This is a genomic window from Streptomyces sp. NPDC049627 (genome assembly GCF_044465645.1).
In the GTDB taxonomy this organism is placed as follows: domain Bacteria; phylum Actinomycetota; class Actinomycetes; order Streptomycetales; family Streptomycetaceae; genus Streptomyces.
In genome coordinates this window covers 496,711-520,622 of the sequence record NZ_JBITLW010000007.1, presented here as the reverse complement: position 1 = coordinate 520,622, position 23,912 = coordinate 496,711, and the positions used below count along the sequence as shown (strand labels likewise).

Sequence of the window (23,912 nt, the reverse complement as noted above, 5' to 3'; positions counted from 1 at the left end):
TATGCTCGTCTGGTGACCATGCCCACCAATGCACCCTCCCCCACTGCCGAAAGCGTGGGAGGTACCCCCATCGCTCACGCACTCACGGACGTCACCGCGTCCGACAGCACGCTGCGCCGCTTCCTCCACGGGCTGCCCGGCGTCGACGCGGTCGGCCTGGAGGGGCGGGCCGCGTCCCTCGGTACCCGTTCCATCAAGACGACCGCCAAGGCGTACGCCATCGACCTCGCCATCTCGATGGTCGACCTGACGACGCTGGAAGGCGCGGACACCCCGGGCAAGGTCCGGGCGCTCGGCGCCAAGGCGGTCCACCCCGACCCCACCGACCCGACGACCCCGGCGACCGCGGCCGTCTGCGTCTACCCCGACATGGTCGCCACGGCCAAGGAGGCCGTCGCCGGCTCGGGCGTCAAGGTCGCCTCCGTCGCCACCGCCTTCCCGGCCGGCCGCGCCGCCCTCGACGTGAAGCTGGCCGACGTGCGCGACGCCGTCTCGGCCGGCGCGGACGAGGTGGACATGGTCATCGACCGCGGGGCGTTCCTCGCGGGCAACTACATGAAGGTGTACGACGAGATCGTCGCCGTGAAGGAGGCCTGCGGGACGAGCGCCCGCCTCAAGGTCATCTTCGAGACCGGCGAGCTGTCGACGTACGACAACATCCGGCGGGCGAGCTGGCTCGGCATGCTGGCGGGCGCCGACTTCATCAAGACGTCCACCGGCAAGGTCGCCGTCAACGCCACCCCCGCGAACACGCTCCTTATGCTGGAAGCGGTACGCGACTTCCGTGCCCAGACCGGCATCCAGGTCGGCGTGAAGCCGGCCGGCGGGATCAGGACGACCAAGGACGCCGTCAAGTTCCTCGTCCTGGTCAACGAGACCGTCGGCGACGACTGGCTCGACAACCACTGGTTCCGCTTCGGCGCCTCCTCGCTTCTGAACGACCTGCTGATGCAGCGCCAGAAGCTGGCCACCGGCCGCTACTCCGGCCCCGACTACGTGACGGTGGACTGATCACCATGGCTTCCGTATTCGAATACGCACCGGCCCCCGAGTCCCGCGCGATCGTGGACATCGCGCCCTCGTACGGCCTGTTCATCGACGGCGAGTTCACCGAGGCCGCCGACGGCAAGGTCTTCAAGACCGTCTCGCCGTCCAGCGAGGAGGTCCTCTCCGAGATCGCCCGGGCCGGCGAGGCGGACGTCGACCGCGCGGTGAAGGCCGCCCGCAAGGCCTTCGAGAAGTGGTCGGCGCTGCCCGGCTCCGAGCGCGCGAAGTACCTGTTCCGCATCGCCCGGATCATCCAGGAGCGCAGCCGCGAGCTGGCGGTCCTGGAGACCCTGGACAACGGCAAGCCGATCAAGGAGACCCGCGACGCGGACCTCCCCCTGGTCGCCGCGCACTTCTTCTACTACGCGGGCTGGGCCGACAAGCTCGGCCACGCCGGGTTCGGCCCGAACCCGAAGCCCCTCGGCGTCGCCGGCCAGGTCATCCCGTGGAACTTCCCGCTGCTGATGCTGGCGTGGAAGATCGCGCCCGCGCTCGCCACCGGCAACACCGTGGTGCTCAAGCCCGCCGAGACGACCCCCCTCTCCGCGCTCTTCTTCGCGGACATCTGCCGCCAGGCGGGCCTGCCCAAGGGCGTCGTCAACATCCTTCCGGGCTACGGCGACACGGGCGCCACGCTCGTCGCCCACCCGGACGTGAACAAGGTCGCCTTCACCGGCTCCACGGCCGTCGGCAAGGAGATCGCGCGGACCGTCGCGGGCACCCGCAAGAAGATCACCCTGGAGCTCGGAGGCAAGGGCGCCAACATCGTCTTCGACGACGCCCCGATCGACCAGGCCGTCGAAGGCATCGTCAACGGGATCTTCTTCAACCAGGGCCAGGTCTGCTGCGCGGGCAGCCGTCTGCTGGTCCAGGAGTCGATCCAGGGCGAGCTGCTGGAGTCCCTCAAGCGCAGGCTCTCCACGCTCCGCCTCGGCGACCCGCTGGACAAGAACACCGACATCGGCGCGATCAACTCCGAGGAGCAGCTCTCCCGCATCACCACGCTCGTCGAGCAGGGCGAGGCGGAGGGCGCCGAGCGCTGGTCCCCGGCCTGCGAGATCCCGACCTCCGGGTACTGGTTCGCCCCGACGCTCTTCACGAACGTCACCCAGGCGCACCGGATCGCCCGGGACGAGATCTTCGGCCCGGTCCTGTCGGTCCTCACCTTCCGCACCCCGGACGAGGCCGTCGCCAAGGCCAACAACACGCCGTACGGCCTGTCGGCGGGCATCTGGACGGAGAAGGGATCGCGAATCCTCGCCGTCGCGAACAAGCTCCGGGCCGGCGTCGTCTGGTCCAACACGTTCAACAAGTTCGACCCGACCTCGCCGTTCGGCGGCTACAAGGAGTCGGGCTTCGGCCGCGAGGGCGGCCGCCACGGCCTGGAGGCGTACCTCGATGTCTGACAAGAACGACAAGACCGAGCGCGCCGAGCGGCTCTCCGTCTTCAAGACCTACAAGCTGTACGTCGGCGGGAAGTTCCCGCGTTCCGAGAGCGGCCGGGTGTACGAGGTGACGGACTCAAAGGGCAACTGGCTGGCGAACGTCCCCCTGTCCTCCCGCAAGGACGCCCGTGACGCGGTGGTCGCCGCCCGGAAGGCGTTCGGCGCGTGGTCCGGGGCCACCGCCTACAACCGGGGGCAGATCCTCTACCGCATCGCCGAGATGCTGGAGGGCCGGCGCGAGCAGTACGTCCGTGAAGTGGCCGACGCGGAGGGCCTGTCGAAGTCCAAGGCGGCGGCTCAGGTCGACGCGGCGATCGACCGCTGGGTCTGGTACGCGGGCTGGACCGACAAGATCGCCCAGGTGGTCGGCGGCGGGAACCCGGTCGCGGGCCCGTTCTTCAACCTCTCCTCTCCCGAGCCGACGGGCGTCGTGGCCGTCCTGGCCCCGCAGGAGTCGTCCTTCCTGGGCCTGGTCTCGGTGGTCGCCCCGGTGATCGCGACCGGCAACACGGCCGTGGTCGTGGCCTCCGAGAAGTCGCCGCTCCCGGCCCTCTCGCTCGGCGAGGTCCTGGCCACCTCCGACCTGCCCGGCGGTGTCGTCAACGTCCTCTCCGGCCGTACGGCGGAGATCGCGACGCCGCTGGCCGCGCACCAGGACGTCAACGCGATCGATCTGGCGGGCGCTGACGACGTCCTGGCGAAGGAGCTGGAGATCGCCGCGGCGGACAACCTCAAGCGCGTCCTGCGTCCACAGCCTGTGGACGAGGCCGACTGGTCGGCCGACCCCGGCATCGACCGTATGACGGCGTTCCTGGAGACCAAGACGGTCTGGCACCCGACGGGGTCGCTGGGCGCGTCGGGCTCGTCGTACTGAGCCCCTCGAACCGGAGAGCCGCGCTTCCCCTCCGTCCGGGGGAGGCGCGGCTCTCCGCCGTTCCCGTACGCAGCGCAAGGTAGCCGGGTGAACACGAGGTGTAGTCCACGTGTGATGCGCGCATCAAACGAGGTCCGCCGGGTCGTTCTGCGGCCGGGCGATGCCTCACACTGGTGTCCCGTGAGTTCCCAACCGCCCATACCGACGCGAGTCGTGCTGCTCTGCGGCCCTTCCGGCTCCGGCAAGTCCCTCCTCGCGGCCCGTTCCGGTCTTCCGGTCCTGCGGCTCGACGACTTCTACAAAGAGGGCGACGACCCGACCCTGCCGCAGGTCCCCGGGAGCTCCGACATCGACTGGGACCACCCCGACTCGTGGGACGCCGACACCGCCGTGGCGGCGATCGTGGAGCTGTGCCGCACGGGCCGTACGGACGTGCCGCTGTACGACATCTCGCTCAGCGCCCGCACCGGCGCGGAGACGGTCGAGATCGGGCGGACCCCGCTGTTCATCGCGGAGGGCATCTTCGCCGCCGAGATCGTCACGCGCTGCCGGGAACTCGGTGTGCTGGCCGACGCGCTGTGCCTGAGCCGCGGCCCGGTGAAGACCTTCCGCCGCCGCTTCCTGCGCGACCTGAAGGAGGGCCGCAAGTCGGTGCCCTTCCTGCTGCGCCGCGGCTGGCGCCTGATGCGCCTGGAACGCTCGATCATCGCCCGCCAGACCGCCCTCGGCGCCCACGCCTGCGACCGGGACGAGGCCCTCGGCCGCCTCACCGCGGCCGCGGCGGGCCGCTGCCCGGCGGCTTCCACGCCGGCGGGCTGAACGACTTCGGCGCCTTCTCCGTCGTAGGCCTGAGATCTTGCGACGGAGAGGACCACGATGAAGCGTGCGGTTCTGCTGGTGACGGCCGCGGTACTGGCGGGGGCCGGTTGCACGGCTGCGAGCGGCGAGGGCTCCGGCGACGCTTCCTGCGCCGGGCTGGTCACCTACGACGGCCGCGACTACCTGCCCACCGAGAAGTCCGTCTTCACCGTCGGCGAGCGGCTGGGCACCGCCACGGTCGCGGAGTGCGACGACACGCCCGACGATCCGGGGGTCGCCATCCCGCAGAGCACGACCGGTGCCTACACGATCGAGGGCGTCGATCCCGCCGAGGCCATCGCCGTCGGCGACACTCCCGCCGGGGCGGCTCCCATGGCCGCCCGCTGACCGCACAGCGAAGCGGGACTGGACGGACCCCCCGGCCCTCCAGCCCCGCTGTCGTTGTGCTCCCCCGTTTCCCCCGTGGCGGAGCACCCCCCGTTACATTCCCCCGTTGGTCCCCCGTGGGCCCCCCGGCCCCCGTGGGTCCCCCCACTTGCCACCGCTCCCCCGAGCGGTCCCCCCACGACCTTCAGGCGACAAGCTCCCCGAAGGCGTCCTCCTCGTCACGGCCGAAGCTGAGGACCTCGTCCTCGCGCAGCCGGCGGAGCGACCGCCAGATGCTGGACTTCACCGTGCCGACACTGATGTCGAGGATCTCCGCGATCTCCGGGTCGGTGCGGCCCTCGTAGTAGCGCAGGACCAGCATCGTCCGCTGGAGTTCGGGGAGGCGGGCGAGCGCCTGCCACAGGACCGCGCGCAGCTCGGTGCCGCGCATCGCGTCCGTGTCGCCGGGCGTCTCCGGCAGTTCCTCGGTCGGGTACTCGTTCAGCTTGCGGCGGCGCCACGCGCTGATGTGCAGGTTCGTCATGGTGCGGCGGAGGTATCCGCCGACCGCGGCCTTGTCGCTGATCCGGTCCCAGGCCTTGTAGGTCGAGAACAGCGCGCTCTGCAGCAGGTCCTCGGCCTCGAAGCGGTCACCGGTCAGGTGGTAGGCGGTTGCGTACAGGGAGGCGCGGCGCTCCTGGACGTAGGCGGTGAACTCCGCCTCCGACAGCGAGCGACGCCGCTCCCCCGAGTCCTCCCTGTACGCGGCTCCCCCGTGAGCCTCCCCCGTGAAACCGTCAACCACCGTCATGTACGCGGTGTGCTGACGTCCGGTGCCGCGAGCGCACCCCCGCCCGCTCACGGCACCGGACTTCTCCGAACCCCGGCCCCCGTTCACGTCGTGCAGGCGCGTGATCACTGCGCTGGTGCTGGTGCCGTGCAGCGTGTTCATCTCGCGCCCCCCGTCGTGGACTTCCGGTGTTCTGCTCGTACGTCTTGCTGTGGTGCGGCTTGCTGTCCTGCCTGTGCCGAAAAGCTTGCCCGGGCACCTTCATCGCCGTGTCCGCCGACTGTCACAGACCTGTCACAGGGGCCTGTGTCACAGGTGGCCCCAGGCGCGGGACAGCACCACCACAGACAGAAGCGCTACGTGCGCGTAGCCGTACAGCTCGTACAGGTGTCGAAACCCCGCCTCGCATGGGCCAGAATGACCCCCGTGCCTTCCCTGTTGCTGATCGAGGACGACGACGCCATCCGCACGGCCCTGGAGCTCTCACTGACGCGCCAGGGACACCGTGTGGCCACGGCTGCCACCGGCGAGGACGGCCTGAAACTGCTGCGTGAGCAGCGGCCGGACCTGATCGTGCTGGACGTGATGCTGCCCGGCATCGACGGGTTCGAGGTGTGCCGGCGCATCCGGCGCACGGACCAGCTGCCGATCATTCTGCTGACCGCGCGCAGCGACGACATCGACGTCGTGGTCGGACTGGAGTCCGGCGCGGACGACTACGTCGTCAAACCGGTGCAGGGGCGGGTCCTCGACGCCCGGATCCGGGCCGTGCTGCGGCGCGGGGAGCGCGAGTCGAACGACGCCGCGACCTTCGGCAGCCTGGTCATCGACCGCGCGGCCATGACCGTGACGAAGAACGGCGAGGACCTCCAGCTGACCCCGACCGAGCTGCGCCTGCTGCTCGAACTGTCACGCCGCCCCGGTCAGGCCCTGTCCCGCCAGCAGCTGCTGCGCCTGGTCTGGGAGCACGACTACCTGGGCGACTCCCGCCTCGTGGACGCCTGCGTCCAGCGGCTGCGCGCCAAGGTCGAGGACGTGCCCTCCTCCCCCACTCTGATCCGTACCGTCCGTGGGGTCGGCTACCGCCTGGACGCGCCTCAGTGACCGACGCGCAAGGGGGTTTCCGCGGCTGGGTCGCGGCTCGCAAGGGAGTGTGGTCGAGGCTGCGCTTCACCAGCCTGCGGCTGCGGCTGGTGGTCGTCTTCGGACTGGTGGCGCTCACGGCCGCCGTGTCCGCGTCCGGGATCGCCTACTGGCTCAACCGTGAGGCGGTGCTCAGGCGCACCCAGGACGCGGTGCTGCGCGACTTCGAGCAGCAGATGCAGAACCGCGCGGGCCTGCTGCCCCAGAACCCGACGCAGGACGAACTGCAGCACACCGCCGGGCAGATGGCCAACAGCAGCCAGCGCTTCACCGTGCTGCTCGTCGCCCAGGACGCCGACGGCAACCCCATGTACGGCAGCTCCGGCGGCCTGGACGGCTTCACGCTCGCGGACGTGCCCAAGTCGCTGCGCACGGCGGTGAACGAGAAGCAGCAGGTCGACAACAAGTCCGAGTACCGCCTGTACTGGCAGCGGATCTCGGACGACGACACCCCGTACCTGATCGCCGGTACGCGCGTGAACGGCGGCGGTCCGACCGGCTACATGCTCAAGTCCCTGGAGCAGGAGGCCAAGGACCTCAACTCCCTGGCCTGGTCGCTCGGTATCGCCACGGGCCTCGCCCTGATCGGCTCCGCGCTGCTCGCGCAGGCCGCCGCCACGACCGTACTGAAGCCGGTGCAGCGCCTCGGTGTCGCCGCCAGCCGGCTCGGCGAGGGCAAGCTGGACACCCGCCTGAGGGTCTCCGGCACGGACGAACTGGCCGATCTCTCGCGGACGTTCAACAACGCCGCGGAGGCGCTGGAGAAGCGGGTCGCCGACATGGCGGCGCGGGACGAGGCGTCCCGGCGGTTCGTGGCGGACATGTCGCACGAGCTGCGCACCCCGCTCACCGCGATCACCGCGGTCACCGAGGTCCTGGAGGAGGAGCTGGAGGCGGAGTCCGGCTCCATGGACCCCATGATCGAGCCCGCCGTACGCCTCGTCGTCAGCGAGACGCGCCGCCTCAACGACCTTGTCGAGAACCTGATGGAGGTCACCCGCTTCGACGCGGGCACGGCCCGCCTCGTCCTCGACGACGTCGACATAGCCGACCAGATCACGGCGTGCATCGACGCCCGCGCCTGGCTGGACGCGGTCGACCTGGACGCCGAGCGCGGCATCATGGCCCGCCTGGATCCCCGCCGTCTGGACGTCATCCTGGCCAACCTCATCGGCAACGCGCTCAAGCACGGCGGCTCGCCGGTGCGGGTGTCCGTGCGCGCCGAGGACAGCGAGATCGTCATTCAGGTGCGCGACCACGGCCCGGGCATCCCCGAGGACGTCCTCCCCCACGTCTTCGACCGCTTCTACAAGGCCAGCGCCTCCCGCCCGCGTTCCGAGGGCAGCGGCCTCGGCCTGTCCATCGCCCTGGAGAACGCCCACATCCACGGCGGCGAGATCACCGCCGCCAACTCCCCCGAGGGCGGCGCGGTGTTCACCCTGCGGCTGCCCCGGGACGCCTCGGAGCTGGCTCAGCGGACGAACGGCAATGAGGGCAACGGGGGCAACGGCAAGAACGCCGGCGACACGAAGAAGGGGGACGCCCGATGAACGTGGCCTCACCCCGGGAACGGCACCCGCACATAGGCCGGGTGCTGACCCTCTCGGCGCTGGCCGCCGCCCTCCTGACCGGCTGCGGCATACGGTCCACGGAGGTGCCGACCGACTTCGGGCCGGCGCCCTCGCGGGTGCGCTGCTCCCTCTCCGAACCGAACGTGTCGACGCAGGCCTCGCGCGGGCTTCCGGTGCAGGTGTTCCTGCTGTGCGGGTCGCAGCTGGTGGCCGTCGAGCGGACGGTACGGGTACCGGACGGCACTGCGGACTCGGAGCGGCGCGTGCTGGTGGCGCAGGGCCTGCTGGACGCGCTGGAGGCGTCGCCGTCGGCCGACGAGAAGGAGGCCGGCTACACGACGGACGTCCGCGGCGCCATGAGCGTGAGCAGCCCGCGCCGCGACGACCCCGACGACACCCTGCGCCTGAGCACGCCCCCGCACGACCTCACGTCGTACGCCCTCGCCCAGATCGTCTGCACCTTCTCGGACTCCACGGCCGCCGAGGGCGACGGCTCGGTCATCCTGGGCGGCCCGACGGAGGAGCCCCCGCGCCGCTACGAGTGCACGGACGAGGTCCGCACGAGGCCGGGCAGCAACGATCCCCCCTCGACCGAGGTGACGGGGTGACTGCGTCGGCCGGGCCGGACCATCACGCGCGGCTCGGCAACGCTCGGCGTTGACGCGGGTCTTGGGCTGAGACCGGAGGACCGTGTGGCGGACACCTCACACCGGTCCGGCGTCTCCCGGAACCGATCGTGCCGGGGGGCGCGTCTAGGGGGGCGTGCAGCGTCAAGGCTCCATCGGCGGCAGCGCCGCGATCCGCATCCGTGCGACGGGGGGTGTGCTCCTGGTCGCGCATCTCGCGTTCGTCGCCTGGCTCACGCTGCGCCCCCTGGACGTCCCCTGGGTGATGCCGGCCAACCTGCGGCCGTTCGCCGGGATAAGAGCCGACCTGGCCCTGGGCTGGCAGGAGGCCGCCCGCCGCATCGTCGAGGGTCTCGCGCTGCTCGCCCCGCTGGGGGTGCTGATCCCGATGGCGCACGGCAGGCTCGACGCCTCCCCCCTCGGCTCCCTGGTCCGCACGGTCGCCGCCGGCGCCCTGATCTCCCTCGGCATCGAACTGCTGCAGACCGACGTCCCCGGCCAGGTCGTGGACGTCGACTCACTCCTGCTGAACACCGTGGGCGTGGCCCTCGCGCACACGGCGATCGTGCCCGCGGCCCGCGCCTGGCTCCGCCGCAGGTCCCGTCGCGCACATCGCACGACGACCCCCCAGGAGGAGCTCACTCAGGGTCGGACCCCGACGATTCCCAGGGTCGGGATAGCTCCCTAGAGTGACGCTTTGCCCGCTTCGTCGCCATAGCGTGGATGTCAGATGAGGCAAGGCATCCACTCGGAAGGCCCCGCCAGGGGGCCTTCGGCCGACGCTCGCGAAGGAGCCGCACCATGACCGCGCTCGCCCGACCCACCCATGGCCGCATGATCGGCGGAGTGTGCGCCGCGCTGGCACGGCGCTTCGGCACCTCCGCGACGACGATGCGCGTGATCTTCCTGCTCTCCTGCCTGCTCCCGGGCCCGCAGTTCCTGCTCTACATAGCCCTGTGGATCCTGCTCCCCTCGGAGGACAAGGCGAACAGGACACGCACGGCCTGGTGAACCACGGGAAACAGCAATCCCCCTGACCGGCCGACCCCGGTCAGGGGGAAGCGGACGTGCGGCTCAGGCCGTCGCGAGCCGCTGCTGGGCCCGAGCCGCACGCGTTCCGAGGACGGTGATCGTCACGACACCGAGCACCGCCAGCAGACCGACCGTGACCGTCCCGCCCCAGCCGCCCGCATGGAAGGCGACGGCACCCACCGTGCTGCCCGCGCTGGAGCCGATGTAGTAGGCGGACTGGTACAGCGCCGAGGCCTGGGCGCGGCCGTGCGTGGCCGTCTTGCTGACCGCGGAGGAGGCCACCGCGTGGCCCGCGAAGAAGCCGCCGGTGATCAGGACCAGGCCCAGCAGGACCAGCGGGAGGGAGCCCGCCAGGGACAGCAGCAGACCCGCGGCCGTCGTACCGCCCGCCGCGTACAGCGCACCGCGGCGGCCCAGGCGGCCCACCAGCCGGCCCGCCGTCGACGCCGACACGGTGCCGACGAGGTAGACCAGGAAGATCGAGCCGATGATGCCCTGGGGGAGGCCGAACGGCGCTTCCGTCAGGCGGTATCCGATCACCGTGTACACGCCGCCGAAGACCGTCATGAACAGCGCGCCGATCGCGTACAGACGGCACAGCAGCGGGTCGGAGAGATGGCCGCGCACCGTACGCACGAGCACCCGCGGCCGCAGCGAGCCCGGCTTGAAGTGCCGGGGTGCCGGAAGCAGCAGCCGGAAGGCGACCGCACACGCCACCGCGATGGCGCCGATCACGCCGACCGCGACCCGCCAGCCCCACTCCTGCGCGACCCAGCCGGTGATGACACGGCCGCTCATCCCGCCGACGCTGTTGCCCGCGACGAACAGCCCGATCGCCGTGACCAGAGCCTTGGGCCGGACCTCCTCGGCGAGATACGCCGTCGCCGAGGCCGGCAGACCCGCCAGCGCGGCGCCCTGGACCGCCCGCAGCGCGACCAGGGCGGTCAGGTTCGGCGCGAAGGGGACCAGCAGCCCGACGGTCACCGCGACCGCCAGCGACGCCGTCATGACCGTACGGCGTCCGAACCGCTCCGACAGCGCGCTCATGGGCAGCACGAACAGGGCCAGACCGCCCGTCGCCGCCGCCACCGTCCAGCTCGCCTCGCTCGCCGCCACCCCGAACTCGCCGGAGATCAGCGGCAGAAGGGCCTGCGTGGAGTAGAGCAGTGCGAAGGTCGCGACACCGGCGAGGAAGAGGGCGAGGCTCATCCGGCGGTAGCCGGGGCCGCCCGGGGCCATTCGGGAGTCGACGACAGGGACAGTGGGTGCGGCGCCCACGAGGGTGGACGCCCCGGTACTGGCGGGAGACATGCTTCGAAGCTACGTACCGCCCCACTCATCCGTCCAATGCATGAACTCTCCATAATCGTTCCCATGACGCATCAACACAGCTCACAGCCTCGCCTGTCACCATCCAGTGACACAGAAGACATGACAGACCTGTCGAGGCTGCTCGCCCCCCGCCTCGCCTACTTCGTCGGCGTCGCCCGCACCGAGCACGTCACCCGGGCCGCCCACGAGATGCAGGTCCCGCAGTCCACGCTCTCCCGCGCCATGGTCCGCCTGGAACAGGATCTGGGCGTCGACCTGTTCGCCCGCCACGGCCGCACCGTCTCCCTGACCCCCGCCGGCCGCACCTTCCTCGCCTCGGCCGAACGCGCACTCGCCGAGATCCGCCGCGCCGCCGAGGAGGTACGGGCCGACGCCGACCCGTCCACCGGCAAGGTCGCCTTCGGCTTCCTGCACACCATGGGCGCGGAAACGGTCCCCGGCCTCCTGCACGCCTTCCGCGCCGACCACCCGCGCGTCCGCTTCAGCCTGGTCCAGAACTACGGCGAGGCCATGATCGAACGGCTCCGGGCGGGTGAACTGGACCTGTGCCTGACCTCCCCGGTCCCGGACGCCCCGGACCTGGTGGCCCGCCGCCTCGACGAACAGAAACTCCGCCTCGTCGTCCCCGCCGACCACCCCCTCGCCACCCGCAAACGCATCCGCCTGGCAGAGGCCTGCGACGAAATCTTCGTCACCCTGGAGCCCGGCTACGGCCTCCGCCGCATCACCGACGACCTCTGCAAGGAGGCGGGCTTCAAGCCGCGCATCGCCTTCGAGGGAGAGGAGGCGGAGACATTGCGGGGCCTGGTGGCGGCGGGCTTGGGCGTCGCCCTCCTGCCCCCGCCCGCGGTACCACGCCCAGGGGTGGCCGAGCTGACGGTCACGGCCCCGCGCGCGGCCCGCGAAATCGGCGTCGCATGGCTGGCCGACCGCCCGGACACACCCCCGGTGGCCGCCTTCAAGAAGTTCTTGCTCTCAAGAAGGGGCAACTTGTTGCCCACCTAAGGGCAGCGGACCTAAGGGGCGCGGGGACCTGCGCGACCGGCCCAAGACGACCCGCACCCGCCGACGAACCACTCACCCCAACGACGCTACCGGCGCAACGACTTACCGAACCCCGCAGCCAACGGCATCCGCAACCCCAACGGCGGCGGCGCAGCGAACGCATCCTGAACAGGCCGGGAGAAGTCCCGACCGAACAGCACCCCCATGACGAAGTCCCCGGCCAGTGCGAGGACTTCATCCCGGTGCTGATGCAACCCGTGCCGATCCGAGTGCACTTCGAACCGGCACACCTCCCGATTCGCCTTCTTCGCCCGCGCCGCCAGCCTGAAGGACAGCTCGGGGTCGCAGACCTCGTCATTCGTGCCGTGCACGATCATCACCCGCCGCCCTCCGAGCTGCTTCACCGGTTCGGGCGAGGCCGCCACGTCCTCCTCCGGCAGCCAAGGGGCTATCGCCAGCACGGAGTTGACGGCTTCATGGCCCCCCGCATGCAGGGCCGCCCGCCCGCCCATGTCGATCCCGGCGAGGCACACCGGAACGTCGCCGTAGCGCCGTACGACCTCGTCCGCGGCCCACAACGCATCGCTCGCATGGTTCGCGGCGCTGCCGTTCCACCCGCGGAACCGGTAGTGAACGACATGCACGGCGAGCCCTTCGCCCCGCCCGGCCCGCATCAAACGGCGCCCCAGGGTGCGCAGATACGACGTCGCCAGCAGCGGCGCCGGTTTGCGCTGTGAGACCTCGTCACCACCGGGAAGAAGGAGCACCACGCCGCTCACCGCTGTCGGCTCCGGCCCGATCGCCCTGCCCAGCCGGGCTCTGCGAACCGGCGTCGCTTGCTGTGCCATGACAGAACAGTGTCAGAAGGAAGGGTGTACGCCACCCGTCCGTGGGGTCACCGTTACGTATCGACGGATTCGTACACCGCCCGAACGTCACCGAAAGAAATGGAACGATCAGCCAGCAATCTACGCGCATAGGCCTTACAGTGCGGAAATGACGAGCGAGACTGCCCCCAAGGCGAACATCCCGAGCTCGGACCAGATCCGCCGGGCCCCGAAGGTTCTGCTGCACGACCACCTCGACGGCGGGCTCCGCCCCGGCACCATCGTCGACCTCGCCCGCGAGACCGGCTACGCCCAACTGCCCGAGACGGACCCCGACAAGCTCGGCGTCTGGTTCCGCGAGGCGGCCGACTCCGGCTCCCTGGAGCGGTACCTGGAGACGTTCAGACACACCGTCGGCGTCATGCAGACCCGCGACGCCCTCGTCCGGGTCGCCGCCGAGTGCGCCGTGGACCTCGCCGAGGACGGGGTCGTCTATGCCGAGGTGCGGTACGCCCCCGAACAGCACCTCGAAGGCGGGCTCCGTCTCGAAGAGGTCGTCGAGGCCGTCAACGACGGGTTCCGGCAGGGCGAGCGGCTCGCGCGGGAGAACGGCCACCGCATCCGCGTGGGCGCCCTGCTCACCGCCATGCGGCACGCCGCCCGCGCCCTGGAGATCGCCGAACTCGCCAACCGCTACCGCGACCTGGGCGTCGTCGGCTTCGACATCGCGGGCGCCGAGGCCGGTCACCCGCCGACCCGGCATCTCGACGCCTTCGAGTACCTCAAGCGCGAGAACAACCACTTCACGATCCACGCGGGCGAGGCCTTCGGCCTGCCGTCCATCTGGCAGGCCCTGCAGTGGTGCGGCGCCGACCGGCTCGGACACGGGGTGCGGATCATCGACGACATCCAGGTGCACGCCGACGGCTCGGTGAAGCTCGGCCGGCTCGCCTCGTACGTCCGCGACAAGCGCATCCCGCTGGAGCTGTGCCCGAGCTCCAACCTCCAGACGGGCGCCGCGGACTCGTACGCCGCCCACCCCATCGGCCTGCTGCGCCGCCTGCACTTCCGCGCGACGGTGAACACCGACAACCGCCTCATGTCCCACACCAGCATGAGCCGGGAATTCGAGCACCTTGTCGAGGCATTCGGTTACACGCTCGACGACATGCAGTGGTTCTCCGTCAATGCGATGAAATCATCGTTCATTCCTTTCGATGAACGACTGGCCATGATCAATGACGTGATCAAGCCCGGATATGCCGAACTCAAGTCCGAGTGGCTTTTCCGACAGACCACGTCTACCAGCGATTCTCCCGACCGGCAGGAGTGACGCGCCCAGCTGCACCCACACGGAGCGCGAACCTCATTCACAATCCGTCCTCATTTCGATGTTTGCGGAGGCGTGCGGCGCGTGTTTACGGTCGAGAACCGCTCACAACCCCGTTAACGAATTTCGAGGACGCATTTCATGAAGCAGTCTGCTGCCAGGACCCTCGGTGTCGCCGCTCTCGGTGCCGCCTTCGCCGCCGCGGGCGCCGGCGCCGCGAACGCCGCGCCGGTCAGCCCGGAGGCCGCCGGCGCGGCGCTGGACACCGTCACCAGGACGCTCCCGGCCGAGAACATCTCCCAGGCCACGCCGGCCGCCACCGCGGGTCTGGCCCAGGGCCAGGAGGCGCTCACCACCGGAGTGGCCGCCGCGCAGCCGGCCGCCGAGCAGGCCGTGGTCGGCGGCCCGACCGGTGTGGCCGCCGCGCTGCTCGGGGGTGTGCCGGTCCAGCTGCCCGGCGCCGAGGGGCTGCCCCTGCAGACCCTGCCGCTGAACGGCGTTCCGCTCGCCTGAGCCCGCCTCGCCATCCCCTCGCTGGGGCGCGCCCGCCGACGGGGTGCGCCCCAGCGGTGTGTCGGCGAGATGCCGTTCGACCTGCGCTTTCGCCCACTCCGGGGGCCATTGTCAGTGGGCTGCGGTAGCTTCCGAGGTGGTGGGCGCGACGAGGCGCACCACGGGATACGGCCCCAGGGGTGGGTGGACGATGAGCGACCGTACGGCGACGACGACGGACCTCGATGTCAGGCTGGAGCAACACCGCGTCGAACTGACCGGGTACTGCTACCGCATGCTCGGCTCGTCCTTCGAGGCCGAGGACGCGGTGCAGGACACCATGGTCCGCGCCTGGCGGAGCTACGACAAGTTCGAGGGGCGCTCCAGCCTCCGCTCGTGGCTGTACCGCATCGCGACGAACGTGTGCCTGGACATGCTGACCGCCGGCAACAAGCGCGCGAGGCCGATGGACCTGACGGAGTCGACACCGCTCGCCCGGGCGGCGCTCTCCCCCCGGCCGGACAACACCTGGCTGGAGCCGATGCCGGACAGCCGGGTGCTGCCCACGACCGACGACCCGGCGGAGGCGGCCGTCGCCAAGGAGTCGGTGCGGCTCGCCTTCATGGCCGCCCTGCAGCAACTGCCGCCCAAGCAGCGGGCGGTGCTGATCCTGCGCGAGGTGCTGGCCTGGCGGGCGAGCGAGGTCGCCGAGCTGCTCGGCACGACGGTCGCGTCGGTGAACAGCGCGCTGCAGCGGGCCCGCGCGACGCTCGCCGAGCAGCAGCAGCCGGGCGGCGCCGCCGCCGTCTCCGACCCGCTGGACGAGGAGCAGCAAAAGCTCCTGGAGCGCTATGTCGCGGCCTTCGAGGGCTACGACATGACGGCGCTGACGGCCCTGCTGCACGAGGACGCCATCATGACGATGCCGCCGTTCGACCTGTGGCTGACGGGCGTCGAGGACATCACGGGCTTCATGACGACACTGGGCGCCCCGTGCGCGGGCTCGCGTCTGGTGCCGGTCCAGGTCAACGGGCTGCCGGGGTTCGCCCAGTACAAGCCGGACCCGGAGAAGGGCGGCTTCAGCCCCTGGGCGGTCCAGGTCCTGGAGATATCAGACGGCCGGATCACCGGGTTCCACTGCTTCCTCGACACGCAGCGCTGGTTCCCGCTGTTCGGGCTCCCTCTCCACCTCGAAGCGGAGGCCGACCAGGTCGAGGAGGGCGTGTAGCGCGGGGTCGGGGTCGCGCAGCCGTATGCGGCCCCCCGCCCGCCGGGCGGCCAGCTGCAACCGCGCCAGCAGGTCGACGGTGCCGAGGCCCGGCGGCCCGAGCCCGCCGACGTCACACACCACGACCCCTGCCCCGGTGGCTTCCAACCACGCCCGCACCGCCTCGCACAGCTCCGGCACCTCGTCCCGGGTGACGGGGCCGGCGAGCACGAGTACAGCGGGTGTCATGGCGTCCACGATCGGTAGACCGGGCGGGCGGGCGTAACTCATCGGCCGGACGTCCGCCGACCGAGATCACGTTGACCCGTCCCCCTCCTTCCCCGGAGGGTTGCCTGTATGCCACATCCATCAGCGCATCGCCGAATACCCTGCGGCCCCCTGCCCGCCAAGGGGGTTCCGTGCAGGGGGTGTTGACCGGGTTCGCGGTGATCGCGGTCGTCATCGGGGTGGGCTATGTGATCGGCCGGCGCGGCTACCTCGGCGACCAGGGCCGCGAGGTCCTCACCAAGCTGGCCTTCCACGTGGCGTCCCCCGCCCTGCTCTTCACCACGCTCGCGCAGACCGACCTGTCGGTGATCTTCTCCAGCCGTCTGCTGGTCACGGCCCTGAGTACGGCCGCGGCGGCCTCGGTCTTCGTCGCGGTCGGTGTCGTACGGCGCTGGGGCGTGGGCCGTACGACGATCGGCGCCCTGTGCTCCAGCTACGTCAACTCGGGCAACCTCGGCATCCCGATCGCGGTGTATGTGCTGGGCGACGCGTCGCTGGTGGCGCCGGTGCTGCTGTTCCAGTTGGTCGGGGTCACGCCGATCGCCCTGACGATCCTCGACCTGTCGGGCGAGGGCGAGAAGGGCCCGCTGTGGCGGCGGCTGCTCACGCCGCTGCGCAACCCGATCGCCGTCGGCTCACTGGCGGGCGTCGCGGTGTCGGCGGCCGGCGTGAAGGTGCCGGCCCCCGTCCTGGACCCCCTGACCCTGATCGGCGGGATGTCGGTCCCGGCGGTCCTGCTGGCCTTCGGCATCTCCCTGTGCGGCAGCACGATGCCCGGGCGGGGCCCGGACCGTCTGCCGGTGCTGCTCTCGGTCGCCCTGAAGTCGGTGGGCCAGCCGGCGGCGGCCTGGGCGCTGGCGGCGGGGGTGTTCGGCCTGCGGGGCGCTCCGCTGCTGGACGTGGTGGTGACGTCGGCGCTGCCGGCCGCGCAGAACCTGTTCACGTATGCGTCGAGTTATGGGGTGGGCGAGCGGTTGGCGCGGGACTCGATTCTGGTGTCGACGGTGTTGTCGGTGCCGATACTCGTGGTCGTCGCCGCGTTGTTGGGCTGAAGACGTCAGCTCAGCGGGAAGATGCCGGTGTCGAGGACCAGCTTGAACGGTGCGGGCAGCGTCAGCTCCTCGCCGTACTCCACCGAATCGAGGACTCGGTATGTGCCGCTCTGCGGTTCTCCGTAGAGCGTCGCCGTGGGACGCCCGGACTGCCAGGCGTCCAGGAGGAGGTAGAGCGGTACGCCCGCGACGGCGTAGCCGTGGGCCTTCTTGATGCGATCGTGGTTCGCATTGCTCTTGGACGTGACCTCGACGACGAGTTCGGCTTCGCCGGCATGCACGCGCGTGCCACGGCGCAGGGCAGCCCGCGGCACCACGCACAGGTCGGACATGAAGAGCCCGCCCGTCTCCGGGCACGTGAGGCCGAGTGTCTGATAGATGCCCCAGTCGTCCGGAATCGCTGTGTACAGGCGACGCTGAACCAGCTCAGCAGTGTCGTTGTGCTCTTCGGACGGCGGAGGCGACACGGTGACGATCCCTTCGATGATCTCCACCTTGCTGCCCTCGGGAGCGTCCGTCCCCTCCCAGACACGGACGAGCTCGTCCCAGTCCGTGTTCCCGGGGGAGCCGGACTCGGCGGCGAGTGCGCCCATGGCGGTCTCCAATCGGTCGTCACCGATCCCAGCATGCCGAACGGGACCGGCGCCGGTCCACCGATCCCGTTGACCCGAATGAGGAAACCCCAGGTCAGGCAATACGCTCCAGCACCACCGGCGACGCCGTGAAGTCCGTCCCCGGCGCCGCGACGTCGTACGAACCCTCCACCGCCTGGAGCGCGTACTCGAAGCGCTCCGGGGTGTCCGTGTGCAGGGTCAGCAGGGGCTGGCCCGCGGTGACCGTGTCGCCCGGCTTGGCGTGCATCTCGATGCCCGCGCCCGCCTGCACCGGGTCCTCCTTGCGGGCGCGCCCGGCGCCCAGGCGCCAGGCGGCGACGCCGATGTCGTAGGCGTCGAGGCGGGTGAGGACACCGGAGGACGGGGCCTTGATCACGTGCTGCTCGCGCGCCACCGGCAGCTCCGCGTCGGGGTCGCCGCCCTGGGCCGCGATCATGCGGCGCCAGACGTCCATCGCCGAGCCGTCGGCCAGGGCCTTCGCCGGGTCGGCGTCACGGACACCCGCGGCTTCCAGCATTTCCCGGGCCAGGGCGACCGTCAGCTCGACCACGTCCGCGGGGCCGCCGCCCGCCAGGACCTCCACCGACTCGCGGACCTCGAGGGCGTTGCCCGCCGTCAGGCCCAGCGGGGTCGACATGTCCGTCAGCAGGGCCACCGTCTTCACGCCGTGGTCGGTGCCCAGGCCCACCATCGTGGACGCCAGTTCCCGCGCGTCCTCGATGGTCTTCATGAAGGCGCCGGTGCCGACCTTCACGTCCAGGACCAGGGAGCCCGTGCCCTCGGCGATCTTCTTCGACATGATCGAGGAGGCGATCAGCGGGATCGCCTCGACCGTGCCGGTGACGTCGCGGAGCGCGTACAGCTTCTTGTCGGCGGGGGCCAGGCCGTCGCCCGCCGCGCAGATCACCGCGCCGGTCGTGTCGAGGACGTGCAGCATCTCCTCGTTGGAGAGGAGGGCGCGCCAGCCGGGAATCGACTCCAGCTTGTCCAGGGTGCCGCCCGTGTGGCCGAGGCCGCGGCCGGACAGCTGGGGGACGGCGGCACCGCAGGCCGCCACCAGGGGCGCCAGCGGGAGGGTGATCTTGTCGCCGACGCCGCCCGTGGAGTGCTTGTCGGCCGTGGGGCGGGACAGGGACGAGAAGTCCATGCGCTCGCCGGAGGCGATCATCGCGGCCGTCCAGCGGGCGATCTCGCGGCGGTTCATGCCGTTGAGCAGGATCGCCATGGCGAGCGCGGACATCTGCTCGTCGGCGACCTCCCCGCGGGTGTACGCGTCGATGACCCAGTCGATCTGCTCGTCACTGAGCTCACCGCGGTCCCGCTTGGTGCGGATGACAGAGATTGCGTCCATGGCCATGGCTTTCCTTCCGGCCGAACATTCAGAAACGGTACGGCCCCTCCGAGCGGCTCGCTGGAGCAACTCGGAAGGGCCGCACAGGAGTTACTTGGTGAGGTGGCCCGGCCCGAAGGCCTGGGGCAGCATCCGGGACAGCGGCAGGATCCCCGCCGGGGTCTCCAGCAGCAGCTCCGAACCGCCGAACTCGTACAGCAGCTGGCGGCAGCGGCCGCACGGGACCAGGATCTCGCCCTGGCCGTCCACGCACGTGAAGTGCGTCAGCCGGCCGCCCCCCGTGTTCTGCAGCTCCGAGACCAGCCCGCACTCGGCGCACAGCGACAGACCGTACGAGGCGTTCTCGACGTTGCAGCCGGTGATCGTACGGCCGTCGTCGACCAGGGCCGCGACGCCGACCGGGTACTCGGAGTACGGGGCGTAGGCACGGGACATGGCGTCCCGGGCCGCCGCGCGCAGCTTGTCCCAGTCGACGTCGTGGGAGGCGGCCGAGGTCACTTGCCCTGACCCTTCCGGTACGGCAGACCGTCCGCCTTCGGCATCCGCAGGCGCTGCGCGGACAGCGTGAGGACGATGAGCGTGATGACGTACGGCGTGGCGGAGACGACCTGGTTCGGGACCTCGTTGGTGCTCGCGTACCAGGCGAACACCAGGGCGCCGACGACCGCGGTGATCATCGACGGTGCGTACCTCTTGGTGAGCACCAGCCAGATGGCGCCGATGATCAGCAGAAGCGCGCCGAGCAGCAGCAGGGCGTGGACGTTCTCCGAGCCGCCGCGCAGGTTGAGGCTGTCGGTGTAGCCGAACAGGCCCGCGCCGAGGGCGAGGCCGCCCGGCATCCAGTTGCCGAAGATCATCGCGGCGAGGCCGATGAAGCCGCGGCCGCTGACCTGGCCCTCCAGGTAGAAGGGGTTGGCCACGGTGGACAGGAAGACGCCGCCGAGGCCGGCCAGGCCGCCGGAGATGATCACGGCGATGTACTTGTACTTGTAGACGTTGACGCCGAGGGACTCGGCCGCGACCGGGTTCTCACCGCAGGAGCGCAGGCGCAGGCCGAAGGCGGTGCGCCACAGGATCCACCAGGTCGCCGGGATGAGCGCGACGGCGATCAGGGTCAGCCACGAGACGTTGGTGACCAGGCCGCCGAGCAGGCCGGCGATGTCGGAGAGGAAGAACCAGCCCTGCTTGTTGAGGTCCCGCAGCGCGTCGGACAGGCCCGGCACGGTGAAGTGGCCGAGGGAGTCGACCGCCGGGGACTGCTTGGCGGAGCCGCCCGGGTGGCCCTCGAAGGCGAGGGGCGCGAGGTAGCGGGTGGCGCCGAGGGCGAGGATGTTGATCGCCACACCGGAGACGATGTGGTTCACGTTGAAGGTGACGGTGACGAAGGCGTGCACCAGGCCGCCGATGCAGCCGCCGATGATGCCGACCAGAACACCGGTCCACGGGCCCCACTGGAAGCCGGCCCAGGCGCCGAACCAGGTGCCGAGGATCATCATGCCCTCGAGACCGATGTTGACGACGCCCGCCCGCTCGGCCCACAGGCCGCCGAGACCGGCGAGGCCGATCGGGACGGCGAGCTGGAGCGCGGTGGACATCTGGCTGACGTTGGTGATGCCGTCCGCGCCGGTGACGATGCGGACGATGGAGGTCAGCGCCAGGGCTCCGGCGATGACCAGCAGCAGGACGGGCCACGACAGGCGGCGGCCGGTCGGTGCCGCGGGCTGCAGCGAGGGCTGGTTGACGTCGACCGCTGAAGTCTGCGGGGTGGTCATCGGCCGGCCACCTCCTTCTTGGTGTTGTTGGCGCCGAGCACGTTCCCGGCGGCCAGCTCCGCGCCGACCCGGCGCTGCTGACGGCGCAGGCCCCACTCGCGTACGGCCTCGTAGGAGACGACGACCGAGAGCACGATCAGGCCCTGCATGATGACCGCGATCTCCTTGTCGTAGCCGTGGAAGTCCAGCTCGGGCGATGCCTTGTCGAGCCAGGCCCACAGCAGGGCGGCGAACGCGATGCCGACCGGGCTGTTGCGGCCGAGCAGGGCGATGCCGATGCCGAGGAAGCCGATGCCGGTGGGGAAGTTCAGGCTGTAGGTGTGGGTGTCGCCGAGCAGGATCGGCAGGCCCGCGAGACCCGAGATGGCGCCGGAGAGCAGCATGGCGGTGAGGACCATGCGCTTGGGGTCGACGCCGGAGGCCGCCGCGGCCGACTCCGAGGCGCCCGAGGCGCGCAGGTCGAAGCCGAAGCGGGTGCGGTTGAGGACGACCCAGTAGCCGATGCCGAGCAGGACGGCGAGGAAGACCAGGCCGTAGATCTCGCCGGCGTCGCCCATGTCGATGCCGGGGACCCAGCCGGACTCGTGCATCTCACCGGTGGTGTTGTTGTTGCCGACCTTGACGCCGAAGACGTTCGGCAGCCACAGGTAGGCGATGACGGAGGTCGCGATCGCATTGAGCATGATCGTCGCGACGACCTCGCTGACGCCCCGGGTCACCTTGAGGACACCGGCGATGCCGGCCCAGAAGGCGCCCGTGAAGAGCGCGGTGAGGAGCAGCAGCGGGATCTGGATCGCAGCCGGCAGGTCCACGTGGGCGCCGACGATGGCGGTCATCATGGCGGCGAGCTGGTACTGGCCGTCGACACCGATGTTGAACAGGTTCATCCGGAAGCCGATGGCCACCGCGAGGGCCGCGATGTAGTACATCGAGGCCTGGTTGATGATCAGCACCTGGATGTCGGAGTACGAGGCCTGCTCGAACATCAGGGTGTACGGCTCGACCGGGCTCTTGCCCGAGGCGAGCAGCACGATCGCGCTGAGCACGAAGGCCACGGCGAGCGCGATGACCGGTCCGGCCACCGCGAGGAGCACGCGCTCCTTGTCGAACTTCTTCATCAGCGGGCCTCGTCTTCCGGAGCCTCGGGAGACTTACGGATCTCGGGGGTGTCTGCGCCGGGCTCGGCGGTCTCTTCGTGTTCCAGGTGACCGGTCGCGGCACCGGTCATCGCCGAACCGAGCTCCTCCGGGGTGATGGTGGCCGGGTCGGCGTCCGCGACCAGCTTGCCGTTGTAGATCACCCGGAGCGTGTCGGACAGGCCGATCAGCTCGTCCAGGTCGGCGGAGATCAGCAGCACGGCCAGGCCCTCGCGGCGGGCCTCACGGATGTGGTCCCAGATCGCGGCCTGCGCACCGACGTCCACACCCCGGGTGGGGTGCGCGGCGATGAGGAAGCGCGGCTTGTGGCTCATCTCGCGGCCGACGATCAGCTTCTGCTGGTTGCCGCCGGACAGGGAGGCGGCGGTGACGTCGATGCCGGGGGTACGGACGTCGTACTCCTCGACGATGCGGCGCGTGTCCGCCTGCGCGGCCTTCGGGTCGAGCCAGACGCCCTTGGCGTTGGGCTTCTCGGTGACGTGGCCGAGGATGCGGTTCTCCCAGAGGGGGGCCTCCAGGAGCAGGCCGTGGCGGTGGCGGTCCTCGGGGATGTAGCCGATGCCCTGCTCACGGCGCTTGCGGGTGGTCCAGCCGGTGATCTCCTCGTCGATCAGGGTGATCGTGCCGGAGTCGGCGGGCTTGAGGCCGATGAGCGCGTCGACCAGCTCGGTCTGGCCGTTGCCCTCGACGCCGGCGATGCCCAGGACCTCGCCCGCGTGGATGGTGAAGGTGATGTCGTCCAGCAGGGCCTTGCCGCCGGGTGCCGCCAGGCGCAGCTTCTCCACCGCGATGACGGGCCGGTCGGTGACCGTCGACTCCGCGGTCTCCGGCGTGGGCAGCTCGCTGCCGACCATCATCTCGGCGAGCTGGCGCGGGGTGGTCTCGGCGGGGACGGCCGTGCCGACGGTCGTGCCGCGGCGGATGACCGTGATCTCGTCGGCGACGGAGAGGACCTCGCCCAGCTTGTGGGAGATGAAGATGACCGACAGGCCCTCGGCCTTCAGCTCGCGCAGGTTGTCGAAGAGCGCGTCGACCTCCTGCGGGACGAGCACGGCGGTCGGCTCGTCGAGGATCAGCGTGGTGGCGCCGCGGTAGAGGACCTTGAGGATCTCCACGCGCTGGCGGGCGGCGACGCCGAGCTCCTCGACCAGGAGGTCGGGCTTGACGCCGAGCCCGTAGCGCTCGGAGATCTCCTTGATCTTGCGGCGGGCCTTGACGCCGATGCCGTACAGCTTCTCGCTGCCCAGCACCACGTTCTCGAGGACGGTGAGGTTGTCGGCGAGCATGAAGTGCTGGTGCACCATGCCGATACCGCGGGCGATGGCGTCGGCCGGCGACGAGAAGCTGACCTGCTCGCCGTCGACGGCGATGGTGCCCTCGTCCGGCTTCTGCATGCCGTAGAGGATCTTCATCAGCGTCGACTTGCCGGCGCCGTTCTCACCGACGAGGGCGTGGACGGTGCCCTTGCGGACGCTGAGGTGGATGTCGTGGTTGGCCACGACGCCCGGGAAACGCTTGGTGATCCCGGCGAGCTCGACGGCGGTCACCTGACCGTTGACCGCCGCGCCGGCCGGAGGGCTGCTGGACGCGTTGATGGCGCACTCTCCTGGGGACGGGGGTCGTCTACGCGCGTAGCGCCCCTATGGCCTGAAAGGGGGCCGACGCACCGCGACAACGGGGTACGGGGGAACACCTCCCGAGGGAGAGCCTCCCCGTACCCCGTTGAGCGGACGTAACCCCTGGGTTACCGCTGCTCAGGGTGTGAGGGGGTG

General features: G+C 70.6%; 25 protein-coding genes. 15 read left to right on the top strand and 10 right to left on the bottom strand.

What is annotated here, in order from left to right; all coding sequences use genetic code 11:
• Positions 1–18: 18 nt before the first annotated feature.
• The 5 genes from deoC to ACIBU0_RS22010 all read left to right on the top strand — a co-directional run bounded on the left by deoC (position 19) and on the right by ACIBU0_RS22010 (position 4,572).
• Complete coding sequence (gene deoC / locus ACIBU0_RS22030; protein WP_398820805.1) at positions 19–1,011, top strand: deoxyribose-phosphate aldolase; 993 nt, start codon at positions 19–21, stop codon at positions 1,009–1,011.
• 5 nt (positions 1,012–1,016) lie between these two features.
• Positions 1,017–2,453, top strand: a complete 1,437-nt coding sequence (locus ACIBU0_RS22025) for an aldehyde dehydrogenase family protein (RefSeq protein WP_398820803.1) — start codon at positions 1,017–1,019, stop codon at positions 2,451–2,453.
• Positions 2,446–3,366, top strand: coding sequence for an aldehyde dehydrogenase family protein (locus tag ACIBU0_RS22020; RefSeq protein WP_398820801.1), 921 nt, complete (start codon positions 2,446–2,448; stop codon positions 3,364–3,366). The genes ACIBU0_RS22025 and ACIBU0_RS22020 overlap by 8 nt, the downstream gene beginning before the upstream one ends.
• A gap of 114 nt (positions 3,367–3,480) precedes the next feature.
• Positions 3,481–4,185, top strand: coding sequence for a uridine kinase (locus tag ACIBU0_RS22015; RefSeq protein WP_398820799.1), 705 nt, complete (start codon positions 3,481–3,483; stop codon positions 4,183–4,185).
• A 57-nt stretch (positions 4,186–4,242) separates the two neighbouring features.
• Complete coding sequence (locus ACIBU0_RS22010) at positions 4,243–4,572, top strand: DUF6281 family protein (protein ID WP_398820797.1); 330 nt, start codon at positions 4,243–4,245, stop codon at positions 4,570–4,572.
• A gap of 184 nt (positions 4,573–4,756) precedes the next feature.
• Here the strand turns inward: ACIBU0_RS22010 and ACIBU0_RS22005 are convergent, their stop codons facing one another.
• Positions 4,757–5,503 (bottom strand): SigE family RNA polymerase sigma factor, encoded by a 747-nt coding sequence (locus ACIBU0_RS22005; protein WP_398820795.1) that lies wholly within the window; start codon positions 5,501–5,503, stop codon positions 4,757–4,759.
• A gap of 264 nt (positions 5,504–5,767) precedes the next feature.
• Between ACIBU0_RS22005 and afsQ1 the strand changes: the two genes are divergently transcribed.
• From afsQ1 to ACIBU0_RS21980, 5 genes are all read left to right on the top strand, one after another.
• The gene (gene afsQ1 / locus ACIBU0_RS22000; protein WP_037886857.1) at positions 5,768–6,445 is read left to right on the top strand and encodes a two-component system response regulator AfsQ1; all 678 of its coding nucleotides are present in this window, start codon (positions 5,768–5,770) and stop codon (positions 6,443–6,445) included.
• Complete coding sequence (locus ACIBU0_RS21995; RefSeq protein WP_398820793.1) at positions 6,442–8,034, top strand: ATP-binding protein; 1,593 nt, start codon at positions 6,442–6,444, stop codon at positions 8,032–8,034. Before afsQ1 ends, ACIBU0_RS21995 begins: the two co-directional genes overlap by 4 nt.
• Complete coding sequence (locus ACIBU0_RS21990) at positions 8,031–8,663, top strand: hypothetical protein (RefSeq protein WP_398820791.1); 633 nt, start codon at positions 8,031–8,033, stop codon at positions 8,661–8,663. Before ACIBU0_RS21995 ends, ACIBU0_RS21990 begins: the two co-directional genes overlap by 4 nt.
• A gap of 154 nt (positions 8,664–8,817) precedes the next feature.
• Positions 8,818–9,369 carry a VanZ family protein gene (locus ACIBU0_RS21985; protein ID WP_398820789.1) on the top strand — a complete coding sequence of 184 codons (552 nt, stop codon included), beginning with the start codon at positions 8,818–8,820 and terminating at the stop codon, positions 9,367–9,369.
• Positions 9,370–9,482: 113 nt separating this feature from the next.
• Complete coding sequence (locus ACIBU0_RS21980; protein WP_398820787.1) at positions 9,483–9,692, top strand: PspC domain-containing protein; 210 nt, start codon at positions 9,483–9,485, stop codon at positions 9,690–9,692.
• 63 nt (positions 9,693–9,755) lie between these two features.
• Here the strand turns inward: ACIBU0_RS21980 and ACIBU0_RS21975 are convergent, their stop codons facing one another.
• Positions 9,756–11,024, bottom strand: coding sequence for an MFS transporter (locus tag ACIBU0_RS21975; protein ID WP_398820785.1), 1,269 nt, complete (start codon positions 11,022–11,024; stop codon positions 9,756–9,758).
• 63 nt (positions 11,025–11,087) lie between these two features.
• On the opposite strand from ACIBU0_RS21975, the gene ACIBU0_RS21970 reads away from it, so the two are divergent.
• Positions 11,088–12,050: a LysR family transcriptional regulator gene (locus ACIBU0_RS21970; RefSeq protein ID WP_398820783.1), complete on the top strand. Its 963-nt coding sequence runs from the start codon at positions 11,088–11,090 to the stop codon at positions 12,048–12,050.
• 86 nt (positions 12,051–12,136) lie between these two features.
• Here ACIBU0_RS21970 and ACIBU0_RS21965 read toward each other — a convergent pair whose 3' ends face one another.
• Positions 12,137–12,898, bottom strand: a complete 762-nt coding sequence (locus ACIBU0_RS21965) for an alpha/beta hydrolase (protein WP_398820781.1) — start codon at positions 12,896–12,898, stop codon at positions 12,137–12,139.
• Positions 12,899–13,046: 148 nt separating this feature from the next.
• On the opposite strand from ACIBU0_RS21965, the gene ACIBU0_RS21960 reads away from it, so the two are divergent.
• The 3 genes from ACIBU0_RS21960 to ACIBU0_RS21950 all read left to right on the top strand — a co-directional run bounded on the left by ACIBU0_RS21960 (position 13,047) and on the right by ACIBU0_RS21950 (position 15,927).
• Positions 13,047–14,210 carry an adenosine deaminase gene (locus tag ACIBU0_RS21960; protein ID WP_398820779.1) on the top strand — a complete coding sequence of 388 codons (1,164 nt, stop codon included), beginning with the start codon at positions 13,047–13,049 and terminating at the stop codon, positions 14,208–14,210.
• A gap of 138 nt (positions 14,211–14,348) precedes the next feature.
• On the top strand, positions 14,349–14,720 hold the full coding sequence (locus ACIBU0_RS21955; protein ID WP_398820777.1) for an ATP-binding protein: 372 nt from the start codon (positions 14,349–14,351) through the stop codon (positions 14,718–14,720).
• Positions 14,721–14,910: 190 nt separating this feature from the next.
• Entirely contained in the window at positions 14,911–15,927 is a 1,017-nt protein-coding gene (locus ACIBU0_RS21950) for a sigma-70 family RNA polymerase sigma factor (RefSeq protein WP_398820775.1), read from the top strand.
• Here the strand turns inward: ACIBU0_RS21950 and ACIBU0_RS21945 are convergent.
• On the bottom strand, positions 15,811–16,197 hold the full coding sequence (locus ACIBU0_RS21945; protein WP_398820773.1) for an STAS domain-containing protein: 387 nt from the start codon (positions 16,195–16,197) through the stop codon (positions 15,811–15,813). The genes ACIBU0_RS21950 and ACIBU0_RS21945 overlap by 117 nt on opposite strands.
• Positions 16,198–16,325: 128 nt before the next feature.
• Here ACIBU0_RS21945 and ACIBU0_RS21940 point away from each other — a divergent pair, with 128 nt between their 5' ends.
• The gene (locus ACIBU0_RS21940) at positions 16,326–17,246 is read left to right on the top strand and encodes an AEC family transporter (RefSeq protein WP_398820771.1); all 921 of its coding nucleotides are present in this window, start codon (positions 16,326–16,328) and stop codon (positions 17,244–17,246) included.
• Between the two features lie 5 nt (positions 17,247–17,251).
• Here ACIBU0_RS21940 and ACIBU0_RS21935 read toward each other — a convergent pair whose 3' ends face one another.
• The 6 genes from ACIBU0_RS21935 to ACIBU0_RS21910 all read right to left on the bottom strand — a co-directional run bounded on the left by ACIBU0_RS21935 (position 17,252) and on the right by ACIBU0_RS21910 (position 23,687).
• Complete coding sequence (locus ACIBU0_RS21935) at positions 17,252–17,839, bottom strand: Uma2 family endonuclease (protein WP_398820769.1); 588 nt, start codon at positions 17,837–17,839, stop codon at positions 17,252–17,254.
• Positions 17,840–17,933: 94 nt separating this feature from the next.
• Entirely contained in the window at positions 17,934–19,217 is a 1,284-nt protein-coding gene (locus ACIBU0_RS21930; protein ID WP_398820767.1) for a thymidine phosphorylase, read from the bottom strand.
• A gap of 84 nt (positions 19,218–19,301) precedes the next feature.
• Positions 19,302–19,709: a cytidine deaminase gene (locus ACIBU0_RS21925; protein ID WP_398820765.1), complete on the bottom strand. Its 408-nt coding sequence runs from the start codon at positions 19,707–19,709 to the stop codon at positions 19,302–19,304.
• Complete coding sequence (locus ACIBU0_RS21920; RefSeq protein ID WP_398820763.1) at positions 19,706–20,983, bottom strand: ABC transporter permease; 1,278 nt, start codon at positions 20,981–20,983, stop codon at positions 19,706–19,708. Before ACIBU0_RS21920 ends, ACIBU0_RS21925 begins: the two co-directional genes overlap by 4 nt.
• Positions 20,980–22,101, bottom strand: a complete 1,122-nt coding sequence (locus ACIBU0_RS21915; RefSeq protein WP_398820761.1) for an ABC transporter permease — start codon at positions 22,099–22,101, stop codon at positions 20,980–20,982. The genes ACIBU0_RS21920 and ACIBU0_RS21915 overlap by 4 nt, the downstream gene beginning before the upstream one ends.
• Positions 22,101–23,687, bottom strand: a complete 1,587-nt coding sequence (locus ACIBU0_RS21910) for an ABC transporter ATP-binding protein (RefSeq protein WP_398820759.1) — start codon at positions 23,685–23,687, stop codon at positions 22,101–22,103. The genes ACIBU0_RS21915 and ACIBU0_RS21910 overlap by 1 nt, the downstream gene beginning before the upstream one ends.
• Positions 23,688–23,912 lie beyond the last annotated feature (225 nt).

Bases quoted from the DNA above. Each gene is read 5' to 3' on its own strand.
- ACIBU0_RS21980 (WP_398820787.1), top strand. From the start codon at position 9,483: ATGACCGCGCTCGCCCGACCCACCCATGGCCGCATGATCGGCGGAGTG.
- ACIBU0_RS21965 (WP_398820781.1), bottom strand. From the start codon at position 12,898: ATGGCACAGCAAGCGACGCCGGTTCGCAGAGCCCGGCTGGGCAGGGCG.
- deoC (WP_398820805.1), top strand. From the start codon at position 19: ATGCCCACCAATGCACCCTCCCCCACTGCCGAAAGCGTGGGAGGTACC.
- ACIBU0_RS22010 (WP_398820797.1), top strand. From the start codon at position 4,243: ATGAAGCGTGCGGTTCTGCTGGTGACGGCCGCGGTACTGGCGGGGGCC.
- ACIBU0_RS21915 (WP_398820761.1), bottom strand. From the start codon at position 22,101: ATGAAGAAGTTCGACAAGGAGCGCGTGCTCCTCGCGGTGGCCGGACCG.
- ACIBU0_RS21990 (WP_398820791.1), top strand. From the start codon at position 8,031: ATGAACGTGGCCTCACCCCGGGAACGGCACCCGCACATAGGCCGGGTG.
- ACIBU0_RS22005 (WP_398820795.1), bottom strand. From the start codon at position 5,503: ATGAACACGCTGCACGGCACCAGCACCAGCGCAGTGATCACGCGCCTG.
- ACIBU0_RS22020 (WP_398820801.1), top strand. From the start codon at position 2,446: ATGTCTGACAAGAACGACAAGACCGAGCGCGCCGAGCGGCTCTCCGTC.
- ACIBU0_RS21930 (WP_398820767.1), bottom strand. From the start codon at position 19,217: ATGGCCATGGACGCAATCTCTGTCATCCGCACCAAGCGGGACCGCGGT.
- ACIBU0_RS22015 (WP_398820799.1), top strand. From the start codon at position 3,481: ATGCGCGCATCAAACGAGGTCCGCCGGGTCGTTCTGCGGCCGGGCGAT.
- ACIBU0_RS21955 (WP_398820777.1), top strand. From the start codon at position 14,349: ATGAAGCAGTCTGCTGCCAGGACCCTCGGTGTCGCCGCTCTCGGTGCC.
- ACIBU0_RS21945 (WP_398820773.1), bottom strand. From the start codon at position 16,197: ATGAGTTACGCCCGCCCGCCCGGTCTACCGATCGTGGACGCCATGACA.
- ACIBU0_RS21960 (WP_398820779.1), top strand. From the start codon at position 13,047: ATGACGAGCGAGACTGCCCCCAAGGCGAACATCCCGAGCTCGGACCAG.
- ACIBU0_RS21935 (WP_398820769.1), bottom strand. From the start codon at position 17,839: ATGGGCGCACTCGCCGCCGAGTCCGGCTCCCCCGGGAACACGGACTGG.
- ACIBU0_RS21950 (WP_398820775.1), top strand. From the start codon at position 14,911: ATGAGCGACCGTACGGCGACGACGACGGACCTCGATGTCAGGCTGGAG.
- ACIBU0_RS21975 (WP_398820785.1), bottom strand. From the start codon at position 11,024: ATGTCTCCCGCCAGTACCGGGGCGTCCACCCTCGTGGGCGCCGCACCC.
- ACIBU0_RS21920 (WP_398820763.1), bottom strand. From the start codon at position 20,983: ATGACCACCCCGCAGACTTCAGCGGTCGACGTCAACCAGCCCTCGCTG.
- ACIBU0_RS21970 (WP_398820783.1), top strand. From the start codon at position 11,088: ATGACGCATCAACACAGCTCACAGCCTCGCCTGTCACCATCCAGTGAC.
- ACIBU0_RS22025 (WP_398820803.1), top strand. From the start codon at position 1,017: ATGGCTTCCGTATTCGAATACGCACCGGCCCCCGAGTCCCGCGCGATC.